This window comes from Enterobacter cloacae complex sp. S2, from assembly GCF_015159675.1.
GTDB lineage: Bacteria > Pseudomonadota > Gammaproteobacteria > Enterobacterales > Enterobacteriaceae > Enterobacter > Enterobacter intestinihominis.
Genome location: NZ_JADDTS010000005.1, coordinates 46979 through 63856, shown reverse-complemented (window position 1 = coordinate 63856; position 16878 = coordinate 46979). Strand labels below are relative to the sequence as shown.

Here is a 16878-nt window from a genome sequence, read left to right as displayed (position 1 = left end):
CCGTTAGAAAATTATGGTAATCTTTCGACCCACTCTTTATCTCGGTAACTCCATTCACTATGGCAGGAAACAAACCCTTCAACAAACAGACTGAACCCCGTGAACGTGATTATCAGGTCGCCGGGTTAAAAGTCCCGCCGCACTCGATTGAAGCGGAACAGTCGGTGTTGGGCGGTTTAATGCTGGATAACGAACGCTGGGACGACGTCGCCGAGCGCGTTGTTGCGGAAGACTTCTATACCCGCCCGCACCGCCACATCTTTACTGAAATGGCGCGTTTGCAGGAGTCGGGCAGCCCGATCGACCTGATTACGCTCGCAGAATCGCTGGAGCGTCTGGGACAGCTCGACAGCGTCGGCGGGTTTGCCTATCTGGCAGAACTGTCAAAAAACACGCCAAGTGCCGCGAACATCAGCGCTTACGCTGATATCGTCCGTGAACGTGCCGTTGTCCGCGAGATGATCTCGGTAGCGAATGAGATCGCCGAGGCCGGTTTCGATCCCCAGGGGCGCACCAGCGAAGATCTACTTGATCTTGCCGAGTCCCGCGTCTTTAAAATCGCCGAAAGCCGTGCGAACAAAGACGAAGGCCCGAAAAACATCGCCGATGTGCTCGACGCCACCGTTGCGCGTATTGAGCAGCTTTTCCAGCAGCCGCACGATGGCGTGACGGGGGTGAACACCGGTTATGACGATCTCAACAAGAAAACGGCAGGTCTTCAGCCATCGGATTTGATTATCGTCGCGGCGCGTCCGTCGATGGGTAAAACGACATTTGCGATGAACCTCGTCGAAAACGCGGCGATGTTGCAGGATAAACCGGTTCTTATCTTCAGTCTTGAGATGCCCTCTGAACAGATCATGATGCGTTCTCTGGCATCCCTGTCGCGCGTGGATCAGACCCGCATCCGTACCGGTCAGCTCGACGATGAGGACTGGGCGCGGATCTCCGGCACCATGGGGATTTTGCTGGAAAAACGGAACATCTATATTGATGACTCCTCCGGCCTGACGCCGACGGAAGTGCGCTCCCGCGCGCGCCGTATCGCCCGTGAACACGGTGGCATCGGCCTTATCATGATTGACTACCTCCAGCTGATGCGTGTTCCGTCGCTTTCCGACAACCGTACGCTGGAGATTGCCGAAATTTCCCGCTCGCTCAAAGCGTTAGCCAAAGAGCTGCACGTGCCGGTGGTGGCGCTGTCGCAGCTAAACCGTTCTCTGGAACAACGTGCAGACAAGCGCCCGGTCAACTCCGACCTGCGTGAATCCGGCTCCATCGAGCAGGATGCCGACTTAATCATGTTCATCTACCGTGATGAGGTTTATCACGAGAACAGCGATCTGAAAGGGATCGCCGAAATTATTATTGGTAAGCAACGTAACGGCCCCATCGGTACGGTACGTCTGACCTTTAACGGCCAGTGGTCGCGTTTCGACAACTATGCCGGTCCTCAATATGATGATGAGTAATTTCTAAGGAATTCAAATGCAAGCGGCAACTGTTGTGATTAACCGCCGCGCTCTGCGACACAACCTGCAACGTCTGCGAGAACTGGCGCCCGCCAGTAAGCTCGTTGCAGTCGTGAAAGCGAACGCTTACGGACACGGTCTTCTTGAGACCGCGCGAACGCTCCCCGATGCCGACGCTTTTGGCGTCGCCCGTCTCGAAGAAGCTCTCCGCCTGCGCGAAGGTGGAATTACGCAACCGATTCTGCTCCTCGAAGGCTTTTTTGAAGCCTCGGACCTGCCGACCATTGCCGATCAGCACCTGCACACGGCGGTGCATAACGAAGAACAGCTGGCCGCGCTGGAAACGGCCGAACTGAGCGAGCCGGTCACCGTGTGGATGAAGCTCGACACGGGCATGCACCGCCTGGGCGTGCGCCCGGAGAATGCCGAAGCGTTTTATCAGCGGTTGTGCCAGTGCAAGAACGTGCGTCAGCCGGTGAATATCGTCAGCCACTTTGCCCGCGCCGATGAGCCTGAATGCGGCGCAACGGAACAGCAGCTTGATATCTTCACCACCTTCTGCGAAGGCAAACCGGGGATGCGCTCCATTGCGGCGTCCGGCGGCCTTCTGCTGTGGCCGCAGTCGCACTTCGACTGGGCGCGTCCGGGGATTATCCTGTATGGCGTTTCCCCGCTTGAGAACAAACCCTGGGGACCGGACTTCGGCTTTAAGCCGGTGATGTCGCTGGTTTCAAAGCTGATTGCCGTGCGTGAGCACAAAGCAGGCGAGCCGGTAGGTTACGGCGGCACCTGGACGAGTGAGCGCGACACGCGGCTTGGCGTGGTAGCGATGGGCTACGGCGACGGCTATCCGCGCGCCGCGCCAACGGGTACGCCGGTACTGGTCAATGGTCGCGAAGTGAAGATTGTCGGCCGTGTGGCGATGGACATGATTTGTGTCGATCTGGGACCCGACGCGCAGGATAAAGCGGGGGACGATGCGGTGATGTGGGGCGAAGGCCTGCCGGTAGAGCGTATTGCTGAAATAACAAAAGTGAGTGCTTACGAACTTATTACGCGCCTTACCTCAAGGGTAGCGATGAAATACGTCGACTAATCACAGTATCCGGGAAGGGATATGTCACCATCTGAAATGGCTGCTTGTCTGGCCTATGCGCTCTCTGTCTGGCTGGCGGCCAGAAACAATATCAACACGTGGTGGATCGGTATTCTCGGCAGCGGGCTATACGCCTGGGTCTTCTATTCAGTGCAGCTCTATGCCGATGTTACCCTACAGCTCTTTTTCATTATCACGAGCATAACGGGTTGGGTGCACTGGCTGAAAGGAAACCGCGGAGAGGTATTGCCGGTGCGGCGAACCCACCCCAGACATTTTCTCCTTCTGCTGGCCTGTGCCGTGGCAGTAGCGGCGCTGTACGGGCTTTTATTGCATCGGTATACCAACGCCTGGGCGCCCTGGCTGGACTCCATTATTTTAACCTTCAGCATCCTGGCGCAGTTCATGCTAATGGGCCGGCGCCTGGAGAACTGGTACGTCTGGCTTGCCGTCAATACCCTTGCCGTGCCGCTGTATGCGATGAGGGGCCTGCATTTGACCGCGGTTCTGTATCTGGTGTTCTGGTTTAACGCCTGGCACGGTTTATATCAATGGCGTAAGGAGATCCGCGCGCGATGAAACCTTACGCAGAGGGTCTGATTGTCGGCAAGTTCGCGCCCTTACACGCAGGACATGAATTGCTTATCAACGCTGCGCTTGCCCGGTGCGAGACGGTGTTTATCATCAGCTATTCGCTACCGGAAATGCCGGGGTGCGAACCCGAAAAGCGCCTTCAGTGGCTACAGACGCGTTTCCCGCGGTGTCGTCACCTGGTGTTTTCGCCAGAGATCGCGGCGGGCCATGATATTGAACCGCCGCCGCCCAACGACGCAGATGCCGATCGCCACCGACACTACGTGGCTACCCTGTGCGAACGCTTCTTTCACTGCCGACCGGACGCCGTATTCACTGCGGAGGATTACGGCGATGGCTTTGCCCGCGTATTAAGCCAGCGTTTTGGCAAACCGGTCACGCACGTGCGGCTTCAGCGCCCGGAGGGCCCTGATGCGCCCTCAGGCACGCTTATTCGCTCTGATGTTCATCGCTACCGCGAGATGCTCTCGGCGGAGGTTTACCGGAGTTTTGTCTTTCGAATTTGCTTATTGGGCGGCGAGTCGACGGGCAAAAGCACGCTTTCCCGGGCGTTGGCAGCAGCGCTTAACGCGCCCTATGTCGCTGAGTTCGGGCGCGAATACTGGGAAGAAAAGAACGGAGTACTGGAATGCGACGATCTCCTGCATATTGCGCGCGAGCAGGTGCGGCGTGAGGACGCAGCCAGCACGGCGCCTTATCTGATATGTGATACGTCGCCCTTCACCACGCTGTTTTATACCCTCGACCAGTATGGCTCGGCGCCTCAGGCGCTGTACGACTTAGCCGGGCGTGACTACTCGCTGGTTGTACTGTGCGGCGATGAATTTCCCTTTGTACAGGACGGTACCAGGCAAGGCGCGGCGTTTCGCCGCAGGCAGCAGTCGTGGTATATCGCTGAACTGGCGCGCCGAAACATCCCGTATTTACGCGTCACAGGGTCGACGTCTGAGCGTATCGAACAAATTCGTGGGCATATCCAGAAACGGTTTTCATAACCTTCTCGACCTTCTCCTGCTTCCGGTTTATTGTTGAAAATCCTGCCTCATAACAATCCGGAGAACATCGCGTGTTTCAGAAAGTAGACGCCTACGCCGGCGACCCTATCCTCTCCTTGATGGAGCGTTTCAAAGAAGATCCTCGCAGCGACAAAGTGAACCTCAGCATCGGTCTTTATTACAACGAGGACGGCATCATTCCTCAACTGAAAGCCGTTGCCGAAGCCGAAGCGCGTCTTAACGCAACCCCGCACGGGGCTTCGCTTTATCTGCCGATGGAAGGGTTAAATACCTACCGTAATACCATTGCGCCGCTGCTGTTTGGTGCGGATCACGCGGTGCTCGCGCAAAAGCGCGTGGCGACTATCCAGACGCTGGGTGGCTCGGGTGCGCTGAAGGTAGGCGCAGATTTCCTGAAAAAGTACTTCCCGGATTCCGGCGTGTGGGTCAGCGACCCGACGTGGGAAAACCACGTGGCCATCTTTGAAGGCGCGGGCTTTAAGGTTGCGACCTATCCATGGTTCGACAGCGAAACCAACGGCGTACGCGTTGATGCGCTGCTGGAAAAACTGAACACCCTGCCGGAGCGCAGTATCGTATTGCTGCATCCGTGCTGCCATAACCCGACCGGTGCGGACCTCACCAATGCCCAGTGGGATGCGGTGATCGAGGTACTGAAGGCGCGTAACCTGATCCCGTTCCTCGACATCGCCTATCAGGGCTTTGGGGCGGGCATGGAGGAGGACGCCTACGCCATTCGCGCGATTGCCAGCGCGGGTCTGCCTGCGCTGGTCAGCAACTCTTTCTCAAAAATCTTCTCCCTCTACGGCGAGCGCGTCGGCGGTCTGTCCGTGGTGTGTGAAGACGCCGAAGCCGCGGGACGCGTACTCGGTCAGTTGAAAGCGACGGTCCGCCGTATTTACTCCAGCCCGCCGAACTTTGGTGCGCAGGTGGTCGCGACCGTACTGGGCGATGATCAGCTGAAAGCCACCTGGCTTGCGGAAGTGGAAGGCATGCGTAAGCGCATCCTGTCGATGCGTCAGGAGCTGGTTAACGTTCTGAAAGAGGCCGTGCCTGGACATAACTTTGATTATCTTCTCAAGCAGCGCGGGATGTTCAGCTATACCGGACTGAGCGCAGCGCAGGTCGATCGCCTGCGCGAAGAGTTCGGTGTCTACCTGATCGCCAGCGGCCGTATGTGTGTGGCGGGGCTGAATGCCGGCAACGTCCAGCGCGTGGCGCAGGCGTTTGCATCCGTAATGTAAGTATTCACTTACTTGCATGCTATATGTAGGCCGGGTAAGGCGCAGCCGCCACCCGGCTTTTTTGTTCGCGCCGGTGCCAGTCATTGTCCGGCGGCGCTTCGCTTACCGGGTCTACACGTTTCTTCTGCGCTTTGTGATCGTCTTCTTTTTATTCAGCTTCATAAGCAAAAACTCCTTTTCTTCCCCTCCCGCTGGGGTTATGGTCGGATAGTTTTTGACCATCCGCTCAAAATAAAAAGATAACAAACTGAATATTCAGGGGAAAACATGCGCAAGATCACACTGGCGCTCAGCGCCGCCTGCTTATTGTTCTCGCTTAATAGTACCGTTGTTGCGCGGGCTTCTGCACCCACGCCGCTTTACACCGGCACCACCGCCGCCATTCTTGCCGAACAGGCCCCCATTCACTGGGTTTCAGTGGCACAAATCGAAAACAGCCTGACGGGTCGCCCGCCGATGGCCGTGGGCTTCGATATTGACGATACCGTTCTCTTCTCCAGCCCCGGTTTCTGGCGCGGCAAAATAACGTACTCCCCGGACAGCGAAGCCTATCTGAAAAACCCGGAATTCTGGGAAAAGATGAACAACGGCTGGGATGAGTTCAGTATCCCGAAAGAGGTTGCCCGCGCGCTGATCGCCATGCACGTAAAGCGCGGCGACAGCATTTACTTCGTGACAGGACGTAGCCAGACCAAAACCGAAACCGTCTCGAAAACGCTACAGGATGATTTTCTGATCCCGGCGGCCAGCATGAATCCGGTCATTTTTGCCGGGGACCAGGAAGGGCAAAACACCAAAACCCAGTGGCTTGAAAAGAAAAATATCAAGGTGTTCTACGGTGATTCAGATAACGACATCACCGCGGCGCACGATGTGGGAGCCAGAGGCATCCGGGTGTTACGCGCCTCGAACTCCACCTACCGGCCGCTGCCAATGGCCGGAAAATTTGGTGAAGAGGTGATCGTTAACTCCGAATACTGATGCATTAACGGCGGGGTGAATGCTTTTTTAAGCAAATCTCGCCGCGCGGGTTTTACCTTTCGCTTTCTTGCTGCACACTTAGAAAGATTCATCTTTCAACACGGAGCAGCACATGTGGTATCAACAGACCCTGACCTTAAGCGCAAAACCACGCGGATTTCACCTGGTGACGGACGAAGTCATCGGGCAAATCCGCGACCTGCCGCGCGTCAAAACGGGTTTGCTGCATCTGCTGCTTCAGCACACGTCTGCTTCTCTCACGCTCAATGAAAATTGCGATCCCACCGTCCGGTCTGACATGGAGCGGCATTTTCTGAAAACCGTCCCGGATAACGCCCCGTATGACCATGATTACGAGGGGGCGGATGATATGCCTTCGCACATCAAATCCTCTTTGCTGGGGGTCTCGTTGATGCTGCCGGTCCACAACGGACGGCTGCTGCTGGGAACGTGGCAGGGGATCTGGCTGGGAGAACATCGCATTCACGGTGGTTCGCGTAAAATTATCGCAACGCTACAAGGGGAATAAAGATGACAATTTCGGAGATACTTCAGTACTGCATGAGCAAGCCGGGCGCAGAACAGAGCGTTCACAGCGACTGGAAAGCCACGCAGATCAAAGTGGGTGATGTGTTGTTCGCGATGGTAAAAGAGGTTGAGGGACGTCCTGCGGCATCGCTGAAAACCAGTCCTGAACTGGCCGACTTACTGCGCCAGCAGCACGATGATGTCAGGCCAAGCAAGCATCTGAATAAAGCACACTGGAGTACGGTGTTTCTCGACGGCTCGCTGCCAGATTCGCAAATTTACTACCTGGTAGATGCGTCGTATCAACAGGCGGTAGAACTGCTGCCGGAAACGATCCGACAGCAGCTCTCCGTGTAACGATTACAGCAACGGTTTGAGGAAGCGCGCGGTGTGCGAGGCTTCGCACTCTGCAACGGTCTCTGGCGTACCGGAGACGAGGATTTCACCGCCGCCGCTGCCGCCTTCCGGGCCGAGATCGACAATCCAGTCCGCGGTTTTAATCACGTCCAGGTTGTGCTCAATCACCACGATGGTGTTGCCCTGATCGCGCAGCTGGTGCAGCACGTCCAGCAGCTGCTGGATATCCGCAAAATGCAGGCCGGTGGTCGGCTCGTCCAGAATGTACAGCGTCTGACCGGTACCGCGTTTGGACAGCTCACGCGCCAGCTTCACGCGCTGCGCTTCACCGCCGGACAGCGTTGTCGCTGACTGCCCCAGACGAATATAGGTCAGACCCACATCCATCAGGGTTTGCAGCTTACGCGCCAGCGCAGGGACGGCGTCAAAGAACTCGCGCGCCTCTTCGATGGTCATATCCAGCACTTCGTGGATGGTCTTGCCTTTGTACTTAATCTCCAGCGTTTCGCGGTTATAGCGCTTGCCTTTGCACTGGTCGCACGGCACGTAGATATCCGGCAGGAAGTGCATCTCAACCTTGATTACGCCGTCGCCCTGGCACGCTTCACAGCGGCCGCCGCGCACGTTAAAGCTGAAACGTCCTGGCGTATACCCACGCGAACGCGCTTCCGGTACACCCGCGAAGAGTTCACGGACGGGCGTAAAGACGCCAGTATAGGTCGCCGGGTTGGAGCGCGGGGTGCGGCCAATCGGGCTCTGATCGATATCGATAACCTTGTCGAAATGCTCCAGCCCCTGAATGTCGCGGTACGGTGCAGGCTCGGCCAGCGTCGCGCCGTTCAGCGCCGTCTGCGCAATCGGGAACAGCGTATCGTTGATCAGCGTCGATTTACCGGAACCGGACACGCCGGTGATGCAGGTAAACAGCCCGACAGGCAGCGTCAGGGTCACGTCTTTCAGGTTGTTGCCGCGCGCCCCGGTTAGCTTCAGCACTTTTTCCGGGTTCGCCGCCACGCGCTGTTTTGGCACTTCAATTTTGCGCTTGCCGCTCATGTACTGGCCGGTCAGCGACTCGGGCACCGCCATAATGTCTTTCAGCGTCCCTTCTGCCACCACCTGTCCGCCGTGCACGCCAGCGCCCGGGCCGATGTCGATCACGTGGTCTGCGGCGCGAATGGCGTCTTCGTCGTGCTCAACCACAATCACCGTGTTGCCAAGGTTACGCAGGTGAACCAGCGTGCCGAGCAGGCGTTCGTTGTCGCGCTGGTGCAGGCCGATAGACGGCTCATCCAGCACGTACATCACGCCGACTAAGCCCGCGCCAATCTGGCTCGCCAGGCGGATACGCTGGGCTTCACCGCCGGAGAGCGTTTCAGCCGATCGGGAAAGCGTCAGGTAGTTCAGGCCGACGTTCACGAGGAACTTGAGGCGATCGCCGATCTCTTTCAGCACTTTTTCGGCGATTTTCGCGCGCTGGCCGGAGAGCTTCAGGTTGTTGAAGAAGTCCATCGCGTGGCCGATGCTCATGTCTGAGATGGTCGGCAGCGCCGTGTTTTCGACAAACACGTGACGCGCTTCGCGACGCAGACGTGTACCCTCGCAGGTGGCGCAGGAGCGGTTGCTGATGAACTTCGCCAGCTCCTCGCGCACCGCGCTGGATTCGGTCTCTTTGTAGCGGCGCTCCATGTTGTGCAGCACCCCTTCGAACGGGTGGCGACGCACGGAAGTGTCACCGCGATCGTTCATGTACTTGAACTCGATGTTCTCTTTGCCGGAACCGAACAGGATCACTTTATGTACGTTCGCGCTCAGGCTGGCCCACGGGGCTTCAACGTCGAACTTATAGTGCTCTGCCAGCGATTTCAGCATCTGGAAGTAGTAAAAATTACGCTTATCCCAGCCTCGAATGGCGCCACCCGCCAGCGACAGCTCCGGGTTCTGGATCACGCGGTCCGGGTCGAAATATTGCTGAACGCCGAGGCCGTCACAGGTCGGGCACGCGCCCGCTGGGTTGTTGAACGAGAACAGGCGCGGTTCCAGCTCGCGCATGCTGTAGCCGCAAATCGGGCAGGCGAAGTTGGCGGAGAAGAGCAGCTCTTCCGCTTTCGCATCGTCCATGTCTGACACCACCGCCGTGCCGCCCGACAGTTCCAGCGCCGTTTCAAAGGATTCCGCCAGACGCGTCGCCAGATCTTCACGTACCTTAAAGCGGTCAATCACCACTTCGATGGTGTGTTTCTTTTGCAGCTCCAGCTTTGGCGGATCGGACAGGTCACACACTTCGCCATCGATACGGGCGCGGATATAGCCCTGGCTTGCCAGGTTTTCCAGCGTTTTGGTGTGTTCACCCTTACGCTCTTTAATGATTGGCGCCAGCAGCATCAGGCGTTTGCCTTCCGGCTGAGACAGCACGTTATCCACCATCTGGCTGACGGTCTGGGCCGCCAGCGGAACGTCATGATCCGGACAACGCGGCTCGCCCACGCGCGCATACAGCAGACGCAGGTAGTCATGGATTTCGGTAATGGTACCGACCGTAGAACGCGGGTTATGCGATGTGGATTTCTGCTCAATGGAGATAGCAGGAGACAACCCTTCAATGTGGTCGACATCCGGTTTTTCCATCAGCGACAGGAACTGACGCGCGTACGCCGAGAGCGATTCAACGTAACGACGCTGTCCTTCGGCATACAAAGTGTCGAAAGCCAGTGAGGATTTGCCAGACCCCGAAAGCCCGGTCACGACGATGAGTTTGTCGCGAGGGATTATGAGGTTGATATTCTTGAGATTGTGGGTGCGGGCGCCCCGAACTTCGATCTTATCCATTCACCTTTCCCGGTTGGAACACGGATTGCCTGATTTGTTTGAAGGACAAACGGCTGTCAGAAACGGCTAATTATGACACAAAATGACCTGTTTGAATATACAGTATTGGAATGCATTTTCTGATTCACTGTGTAACAATGTCGAGTCCGCGAGAGAACTCTGGAACATGCTACGCAACTATCAAAGTGTCGCATGGAAATGGTACACTCGCGCGTTTACACTATTAAGAAACGTATTCAGGAGACACGAACATGGCCAGCAGAGGCGTAAACAAGGTGATTCTCGTCGGTAATCTGGGCCAGGACCCGGAAGTACGCTACATGCCGAGTGGTGGCGCAGTTGCCAACATTACGCTGGCTACTTCCGAATCCTGGCGTGATAAAGCGACCGGTGAAATGAAAGAGCAGACCGAATGGCACCGCGTTGTGCTGTTTGGCAAACTGGCTGAAGTGGCCGGTGAGTATCTGCGTAAGGGTTCTCAGGTCTATATCGAAGGCCAGCTGCGTACCCGCAAATGGACCGATCAATCCGGTCAGGAAAAATACACCACGGAAGTGGTGGTCAACGTAGGCGGCACCATGCAGATGCTGGGTGGTCGTCAGGGCGGTGGCGCACCGGCAGGTGGCGGCCAGCAGCAGGGCGGTTGGGGTCAGCCTCAACAGCCTCAGGGCGGCAATCAGTTCAGCGGCGGCGCGCAGTCTCGTCCACAGCAGCAGTCTGCTCCGGCACCGTCTAACGAACCGCCAATGGACTTCGACGACGATATCCCGTTCTGATATCCAGACGCGTGAAACACAAAAAACCCAGACAATGTCTGGGTTTTTTATAAAAGGCTATCAGGTAATCACCATCGGCCAGTCTGGCGGAGTGTGGCTCATGGCTTCAACCATCACCACTTTAATGTTTTCCCAGACGGCGGCCATATCCACCAGCGTAATGCCGAGCAAACCTGTCGCGAACCAGCATGCGGCACCCAACCCTAACAGGGTGCTAATCACAGCAAGACCTGCGTAGTCGGACTTTCGGAACTGAATGTTTAACGTGCTGGCCAGGAACATCAAAACCGCGCTCAACAACGGCCAGCGCAGGAGCACCATGCTGGTGGTAATGGTTGCCATAAAACCCATCCTCGACAAAACAGACGAACTGGAATGAAACAATGTTTCTCGTTACATAAGATGTGTGAACTATATCACATTTGCTGTTTTATTCGCCAGTATCGTATGAGGTAAAAGTGGGTTTATAACCGGGTAAAATATATCGTCCTCGTTCAGATCGGCGCTAAGCCGGAATTTTTATTTTTAATTCATTCAGATAGCAAAACCTTTGCAAAACACCCTCGGCTGTATAGCGTTTACAGCAGTATGTCTATGGATTATGCTTGTGTGGAACAATAAATGTACCCGCAAAAATAATTCATCACATTGAATTATTTGGTTTTTTTTGGATTTTTATTCTTTTTTAACACTCAGCATACTCTTTGATTTCGTGGGCTTATTCTTTTATTCAGATATGAGTTATTGCGGTTGCTCTCTCGATTAATGACCTGCGAAAAGATAATGAAAGAAAAAAGACGCGAGATTATTAACGACAGCATGCAGGCTCTGCACGCCCTGGCGAAGCTGATGCCACAACTCAACGCGCAGTGTTCGCCGGTTGAAATGCTGGAAATCATCAACAGCGCACTGGGGGCAAATCTCTCGTGGGTCAGTGTCGAATCCGCAGACGGGCCGCGCGTGGTTTGTGCCGGCGACGTGACGTGTCACGCCTTCAACGTGGCGGATTTTCTTGCCAGCACCCTGTTGCAACGGCATCACCGCGCCTGGCGCGTTATCTACTGGAAAGAGCATATTGGCCGGGCGGTATTTTCCCCTCAGCACCCGGGCTATGCGCGGCTGCAAAGCGGCGTGCTATGTAAATTCTCAGCGCATGGCAGACAGTGCAGTGGTTATTTCTTTTTGGCTTTTAATGAAAAACTGACCTCGTTGCCGATATTGAAAAATATCGTGGTGGTATTGGTCGAGAAGCTAAAAGATTATTTTGATGACATCATCGTGCGGGAAAAAACAGCGCAAGAGATGCAGCGCGTCGTCACGCAATATAAAACTTTATTTGAACGTGCTCCGGTATTGATGAACGCCTTTGACAGGCATAACCGGTGTGTATTGTGGAACGCCGAATGCGAAAAAGTCTTTGGCTGGAGTATGACTGAAATCGGCGAGCACCCCGATCCGCTGGCCCTGTTTTACCCGGATCCCGAGGAGCGACAGCGCGTGCAGGAGTCGGTTCGTTTCGCACCACTTAAGGATATGTACGAATGGCACCCGGTGCGTAAAGACGGGACGCCGTTAACCATCCTCTGGTCAAACATCCTTTTACCGGATAACTCCATTCTCAATATTGGCCTCGATATCACCGAACGTAAAAAAGCAGAACAGCAGCTGACCGTCAAAGCCACCACGGACGATCTGACGGGCTGTCTGAATCGCTCGACAATTTTACAGCGGCTCAAAATGGCGCTGGCTGCCAGTTCGCCGCAGGATGTCAGTAGCCACTTCTGTCTCCTGATGTTCGATCTCGATTATTTCAAGCAGATCAACGATCGGTGGGGACATCAGGTTGGCGATGCGGCATTGATTCACTTTTGCGACCGTATTCGCGAGGTGAGCCCGGCCGGGTCGGCACTGGGACGGGTAGGGGGCGAAGAGTTTGTTCTTCTGCTGGCGCGTACGGATGGTATGGCCGCTACGTTGCTCTCTTCCCGGCTGCGTGCCGCGCTGATCTCAAAACCGCTGCGTGTGGGCGATAAAACGCTGGTACTCTCTTTCAGCGCCGGGGTGGTTGAAGTCTGTCAGGGGCAACGGGATACTTCTGCCATACTGATGCGTGCCGATCAGGCATTATATGACGCCAAGCGTACGGGAAGAGGAAAAACGGTTCTGGCGTCTGATTATTTATAAATCAGCATAAGAACAAAGAGCAGGCTATTTCAGCCAACGAATTTTCCACACCTGTCGCGGGTAATTATTATCCTTATCAGAAACGAAATGAATACTTTTAGTTTGGCTTACGGGAAAATATTATCGGCATCACGAATTTTAGGATTTTTAATACCAAAAGTCAGTTGCTAACTTCCCATGATTCATGCAACGTAATCACCTGTTTATCAAAGCAGCCGGTCTTCATTGCTACAGGCGTACAACATGCAGGGATACAGAGCGGGAAATGAATCGTAGCGCGCGGCGCAAAATGCTCAAAGCGGTCGGGATTATCATGGTAGTTATGCTGCCGGTGATGCTTGCGCTATGGTTTGCCCAGCTTAGAGCCGTGTCGGAAATCAGCGCTCAGCTGCGCACGTTTGCTGAACTTGCTTTAAACAAAACTGAACGGGTTATTCAACAGGTTGATATGGCCCGGGAAGACGCGGAAAAATATCAGGGTAAAGTGTGTACGCCGGAGCATCGTCAATATATGTTGAACGTTTCCCGCGGTCGCCTTTTTGTTGCCGATTTAATTTATGCTGAAGGCCAGGACTTTCTCTGCTCGACCCTTTTTACGCCGGATCATCCTTACATCATCCCCGCTGCCAATTACACACGTAAACCCGACGTTGCTATCTATTATTTTCGCGATACGCCATTTTTTAATGGTTATAAAATGATATATATGCAGCGCGGAAATTATGTCGCAGTGGTCAACCCGCTTTCGTACAGTGAGGTGATGTCAGACGATCGTTCCCTGTCGTGGGGAGTGTATGACACCGTCAGCAATGCATTCTTTTCTGTTAGCCAGAAAGCCGATATTTCTTTATTGCATTCGATGCTCCGACATCAGGAAACGACTTTTCAGAAAGATGACCGTTTTTATACGATCGTAAAATCAGAGCAGCGTCCCATTGCGGCTATTGTTTCAACGTCCAATGCCCGTTTTTATAAAACGCTTTATCATCAGGCTACTCTGACGCTACCGCTGGGGATGATTTGCAGCATTATTATTTTGCTGGTGTGGTCGCGAACACACCGTGAATTCAATTCGCCTGGCCGACTTCTGCACCGGGCGCTGAATAAACGCCAGCTGTGCGTCCATTATCAGCCCATTATTGATATAAAAAATAACCAGTGCGTGGGAGCAGAGGCGTTGTTGCGCTGGCCAGGATTCAACGGTCAGGTTATGAGCCCGGCGGAATTTATTCCCCTGGCCGAAAAAGAGGGGATGATTGAGCGCATTACGGATTACGTCGTGGAGGAGGTGTTCACCGATCTGGGCCATTTTCTTGCCGCTCACCCCGATCTGTATGTCTCGATTAACCTGTCGGCGTCAGATTTTCACTCTTCGCGTCTTATCGCCCTGATCTCCGACAAAGCCCGCTTTTACTCGGTTCGCGCGCAGCAAATAAAAATTGAGGTGACGGAGCGGGGGTTTATTGACGTGCCGAAAACCACGCCGGTCATTCAGGCGTTTCGCCAGGCGGGGTATGAAGTGGCGATTGATGATTTCGGAACCGGCTACTCTAACCTGCATAACCTCTATTCGCTGAACGTCGATATCCTGAAAATCGACAAATCTTTTATCGATACCTTAACCACCAACAGCACCAGCCACCTGATTGCCGAGCACATCATTGAGATGGCGCAAAGCCTGCGGCTGAAAACCATTGCGGAAGGGGTCGAGACGGGGGAGCAGGTGAGCTGGCTGCTGAAGCGTGGCGTGCAGTATTGTCAGGGATGGCACTTCGCGAAAGCGATGCCGCCCCAGGCATTTATGGCCTGGCAGCAGCAACCCTTGCGTTAACACGCATTAATTGAGCTGATGGCGGTAGTCGCTCGGCGTACGGTCAAACTCGCGGCGGAAGACGCGGGAAAAGGTCTGCTGCGACACATAGCCCAGATCCATTGCGATATCAAAAATGGGCCGCTGAGTTGAGCGTAACGCCTGCGCCGCCAGCAGGAGCCTGCGCTGGCGAATGTAGTCACCCAGCGTTTGATGCATTACGGTGCGGAACATTCTCTGTAAATACCATTTCGAATAGCCCGACTTCTTAGCGACCACATCAATGTTCAACGGCTGGTCGATATGTTCATCAATCCATTCAATAAGCGTCTGAATAATTTGCTGATGCGACATAAGGTTACCCCTCTGTGGAGACATCTGTCCTGGTTGATTCGTCGTTTTCTCTGCGGGGGAGTATAATTCCTCAAGTTAACTTGAGGTAAAGAGGTTTTATGGAAAAGAGATTACCGCGCATCAAAGCGCTGTTAACCCCCGGTGAAGTGGCGAAACGAAGCGGCGTGGCGGTGTCGGCGCTCCACTTCTATGAAAGCAAAGGGTTAATAAAAAGTATCCGTAACGCCGGAAACCAGCGGCGCTATACCCGCGATGTGCTCCGCTACGTGGCGATTATCAAAATTGCGCAACGTATCGGCATCCCCCTGGCTACCATCGGCGACGCGTTCGGCGTATTGCCGGAAGGACACTCGCTGAGCGCGAAAGAGTGGAAGCAGCTGTCGTCCCAGTGGCGAGAAGAACTGGATCGTCGTATTCACACGCTGGTGGCCCTGCGCGATGAACTGGATGGCTGTATTGGTTGCGGGTGTTTATCACGTAGTGATTGTCCGCTGCGTAACCCGGGTGACAGGCTGGGCGAGCAGGGAACAGGGGCGCGGTTGCTGGAGGAGGATTGAGAGGTGTGTGCCGGGTGCTTCGCTTACCCGGCCTACGCTCTTGGTTTTGTAGGCCGGGTAAGGCGCAGCCGCCACCCGGCAACAAGCATAAAGAACTAAAGCGCCACTAAGGGCGCTTTAGTTTTTTCCGGTCTTTGTCTTTCTCTCTATCCCGCTGGCTCACGGGAGGGTTTCCCCCGACATCAGTACTCCTCGTGTCTAGCTTGTGGAGGAGGTTCCGGTTTGTACTGACACTTTAATTCTATGCCCGGCCGCCGTTTTTGCCACCGGAGATGATGAGATTTTAGCCGAATTTTTTTCGTGAAGTTGTTCAGTTTTCTATAGTTAAAAAGTATGAATCACCGGAGAACATCATGCTAACGGTCCACCACCTTAACCAGTCTCGTTCCCATCGCGTCCTCTGGGCGCTGGAAGAGCTGGGTCTGACATATGAGATTGTGCGCTACCAGCGCGAAAAAACCATGCTCGCACCAGACGCGCTCAAAAAAGTGCATCCGCTGGGAAAATCCCCGGTACTGGAAGATAACGGACTGGTTCTGGCTGAATCAGGCGCGATTCTGGAATATCTTCAGGAAACGTACGACTCGGCGTCACGATTCAAACCGTTAGATCCCGCCCATAAAGTGCAGTATCGCTTCTGGCTGCATTACGCCGAAGGGTCCTTGATGCCGCTGCTGTTAATGAAGCTGGTATTTAACAGCCTCGGCAAACCCCCCGTCCCGTTTGGCCTGCGCACGCTGGGTAAGGCGCTGGGGCAGGGGGTGCAAAAAGCGTATCTCAACCGCCAGCTGGAAACGCATGCGCGCTTTATTAACGATCATCTTGCCGAAAACAGCTGGTTTGCCGGCGACACGCTGACCATGGCGGACATCCAGATGAGTTTTCCCCTCTTCGCCCTGCTGGCGAGAGGCGGCATCGACAATCTCGACCACATAGCGGCGTGGAAACAGAGAGTGGAGGCACGTCCGGGCTGGCAGACAACGCTTGCGAAAGGCGGCCCGCTGACGATACCCGGCGGGGGATGAAATGTAACGAAATTGCGCATGGACGATAACGTTTGCGCATCCTCTGCTTAATTCTTCA

16 protein-coding genes are annotated in these 16878 nt (G+C 54.8%); 13 read left to right on the top strand and 3 right to left on the bottom strand.

Going from position 1 to position 16878, the window contains the following annotated elements:
• Positions 1-59: 59 nt before the first annotated feature.
• From dnaB to IPZ49_RS04190, 8 genes are all read left to right on the top strand, one after another.
• Positions 60-1472, top strand: a complete 1413-nt coding sequence (gene dnaB, locus IPZ49_RS04225; RefSeq protein WP_003860298.1) for a replicative DNA helicase — start codon at positions 60-62, stop codon at positions 1470-1472.
• A gap of 16 nt (positions 1473-1488) precedes the next feature.
• On the top strand, positions 1489-2568 hold the full coding sequence (alr, locus tag IPZ49_RS04220; protein WP_058677312.1) for an alanine racemase: 1080 nt from the start codon (positions 1489-1491) through the stop codon (positions 2566-2568).
• 21 nt (positions 2569-2589) lie between these two features.
• Complete coding sequence (pnuC, locus tag IPZ49_RS04215) at positions 2590-3147, top strand: nicotinamide riboside transporter PnuC (protein WP_032627030.1); 558 nt, start codon at positions 2590-2592, stop codon at positions 3145-3147.
• Positions 3144-4157: an AAA family ATPase gene (locus IPZ49_RS04210; protein WP_063147064.1), complete on the top strand. Its 1014-nt coding sequence runs from the start codon at positions 3144-3146 to the stop codon at positions 4155-4157. The genes pnuC and IPZ49_RS04210 overlap by 4 nt, the downstream gene beginning before the upstream one ends.
• Positions 4158-4228: 71 nt before the next feature.
• Entirely contained in the window at positions 4229-5422 is a 1194-nt protein-coding gene (gene tyrB / locus IPZ49_RS04205; protein WP_023305262.1) for an aromatic amino acid transaminase, read from the top strand.
• Positions 5423-5689: 267 nt separating this feature from the next.
• On the top strand, positions 5690-6403 hold the full coding sequence (gene aphA / locus IPZ49_RS04200; RefSeq protein ID WP_063147065.1) for an acid phosphatase AphA: 714 nt from the start codon (positions 5690-5692) through the stop codon (positions 6401-6403).
• Between the two features lie 112 nt (positions 6404-6515).
• Complete coding sequence (locus IPZ49_RS04195; protein ID WP_023299095.1) at positions 6516-6932, top strand: secondary thiamine-phosphate synthase enzyme YjbQ; 417 nt, start codon at positions 6516-6518, stop codon at positions 6930-6932.
• A 2-nt stretch (positions 6933-6934) separates the two neighbouring features.
• A complete protein-coding gene (locus IPZ49_RS04190) occupies positions 6935-7288 on the top strand; it encodes an MmcQ/YjbR family DNA-binding protein (protein ID WP_006810472.1) in 354 nt (117 codons plus the stop codon).
• Between the two features lie 3 nt (positions 7289-7291).
• Here the strand turns inward: IPZ49_RS04190 and uvrA are convergent, their stop codons facing one another.
• Entirely contained in the window at positions 7292-10114 is a 2823-nt protein-coding gene (gene uvrA, locus IPZ49_RS04185; RefSeq protein ID WP_003860287.1) for an excinuclease ABC subunit UvrA, read from the bottom strand.
• Positions 10115-10365: 251 nt separating this feature from the next.
• Here uvrA and ssb1 point away from each other — a divergent pair, with 251 nt between their 5' ends.
• The gene (ssb1, locus tag IPZ49_RS04180; protein ID WP_003860284.1) at positions 10366-10890 is read left to right on the top strand and encodes a single-stranded DNA-binding protein SSB1; all 525 of its coding nucleotides are present in this window, start codon (positions 10366-10368) and stop codon (positions 10888-10890) included.
• A gap of 60 nt (positions 10891-10950) precedes the next feature.
• Here ssb1 and IPZ49_RS04175 read toward each other — a convergent pair whose 3' ends face one another.
• Positions 10951-11232: a YjcB family protein gene (locus tag IPZ49_RS04175; protein ID WP_022646751.1), complete on the bottom strand. Its 282-nt coding sequence runs from the start codon at positions 11230-11232 to the stop codon at positions 10951-10953.
• A gap of 441 nt (positions 11233-11673) precedes the next feature.
• Between IPZ49_RS04175 and IPZ49_RS04170 the strand changes: the two genes are divergently transcribed.
• Complete coding sequence (locus IPZ49_RS04170; RefSeq protein ID WP_063147066.1) at positions 11674-13074, top strand: sensor domain-containing diguanylate cyclase; 1401 nt, start codon at positions 11674-11676, stop codon at positions 13072-13074.
• A 265-nt stretch (positions 13075-13339) separates the two neighbouring features.
• Positions 13340-14905 carry an EAL domain-containing protein gene (locus IPZ49_RS04165; RefSeq protein ID WP_063147067.1) on the top strand — a complete coding sequence of 522 codons (1566 nt, stop codon included), beginning with the start codon at positions 13340-13342 and terminating at the stop codon, positions 14903-14905.
• Positions 14906-14911: 6 nt separating this feature from the next.
• Here the strand turns inward: IPZ49_RS04165 and soxS are convergent, their stop codons facing one another.
• Positions 14912-15238 (bottom strand): superoxide response transcriptional regulator SoxS, encoded by a 327-nt coding sequence (gene soxS / locus IPZ49_RS04160; RefSeq protein WP_003860277.1) that lies wholly within the window; start codon positions 15236-15238, stop codon positions 14912-14914.
• A gap of 98 nt (positions 15239-15336) precedes the next feature.
• On the opposite strand from soxS, the gene soxR reads away from it, so the two are divergent.
• Positions 15337-15795, top strand: coding sequence for a redox-sensitive transcriptional activator SoxR (gene soxR, locus IPZ49_RS04155; RefSeq protein ID WP_003860275.1), 459 nt, complete (start codon positions 15337-15339; stop codon positions 15793-15795).
• A gap of 353 nt (positions 15796-16148) precedes the next feature.
• The gene (locus IPZ49_RS04150) at positions 16149-16820 is read left to right on the top strand and encodes a glutathione S-transferase family protein (protein WP_022646756.1); all 672 of its coding nucleotides are present in this window, start codon (positions 16149-16151) and stop codon (positions 16818-16820) included.
• The last annotated feature ends 58 nt before the right edge of the window (positions 16821-16878 follow it).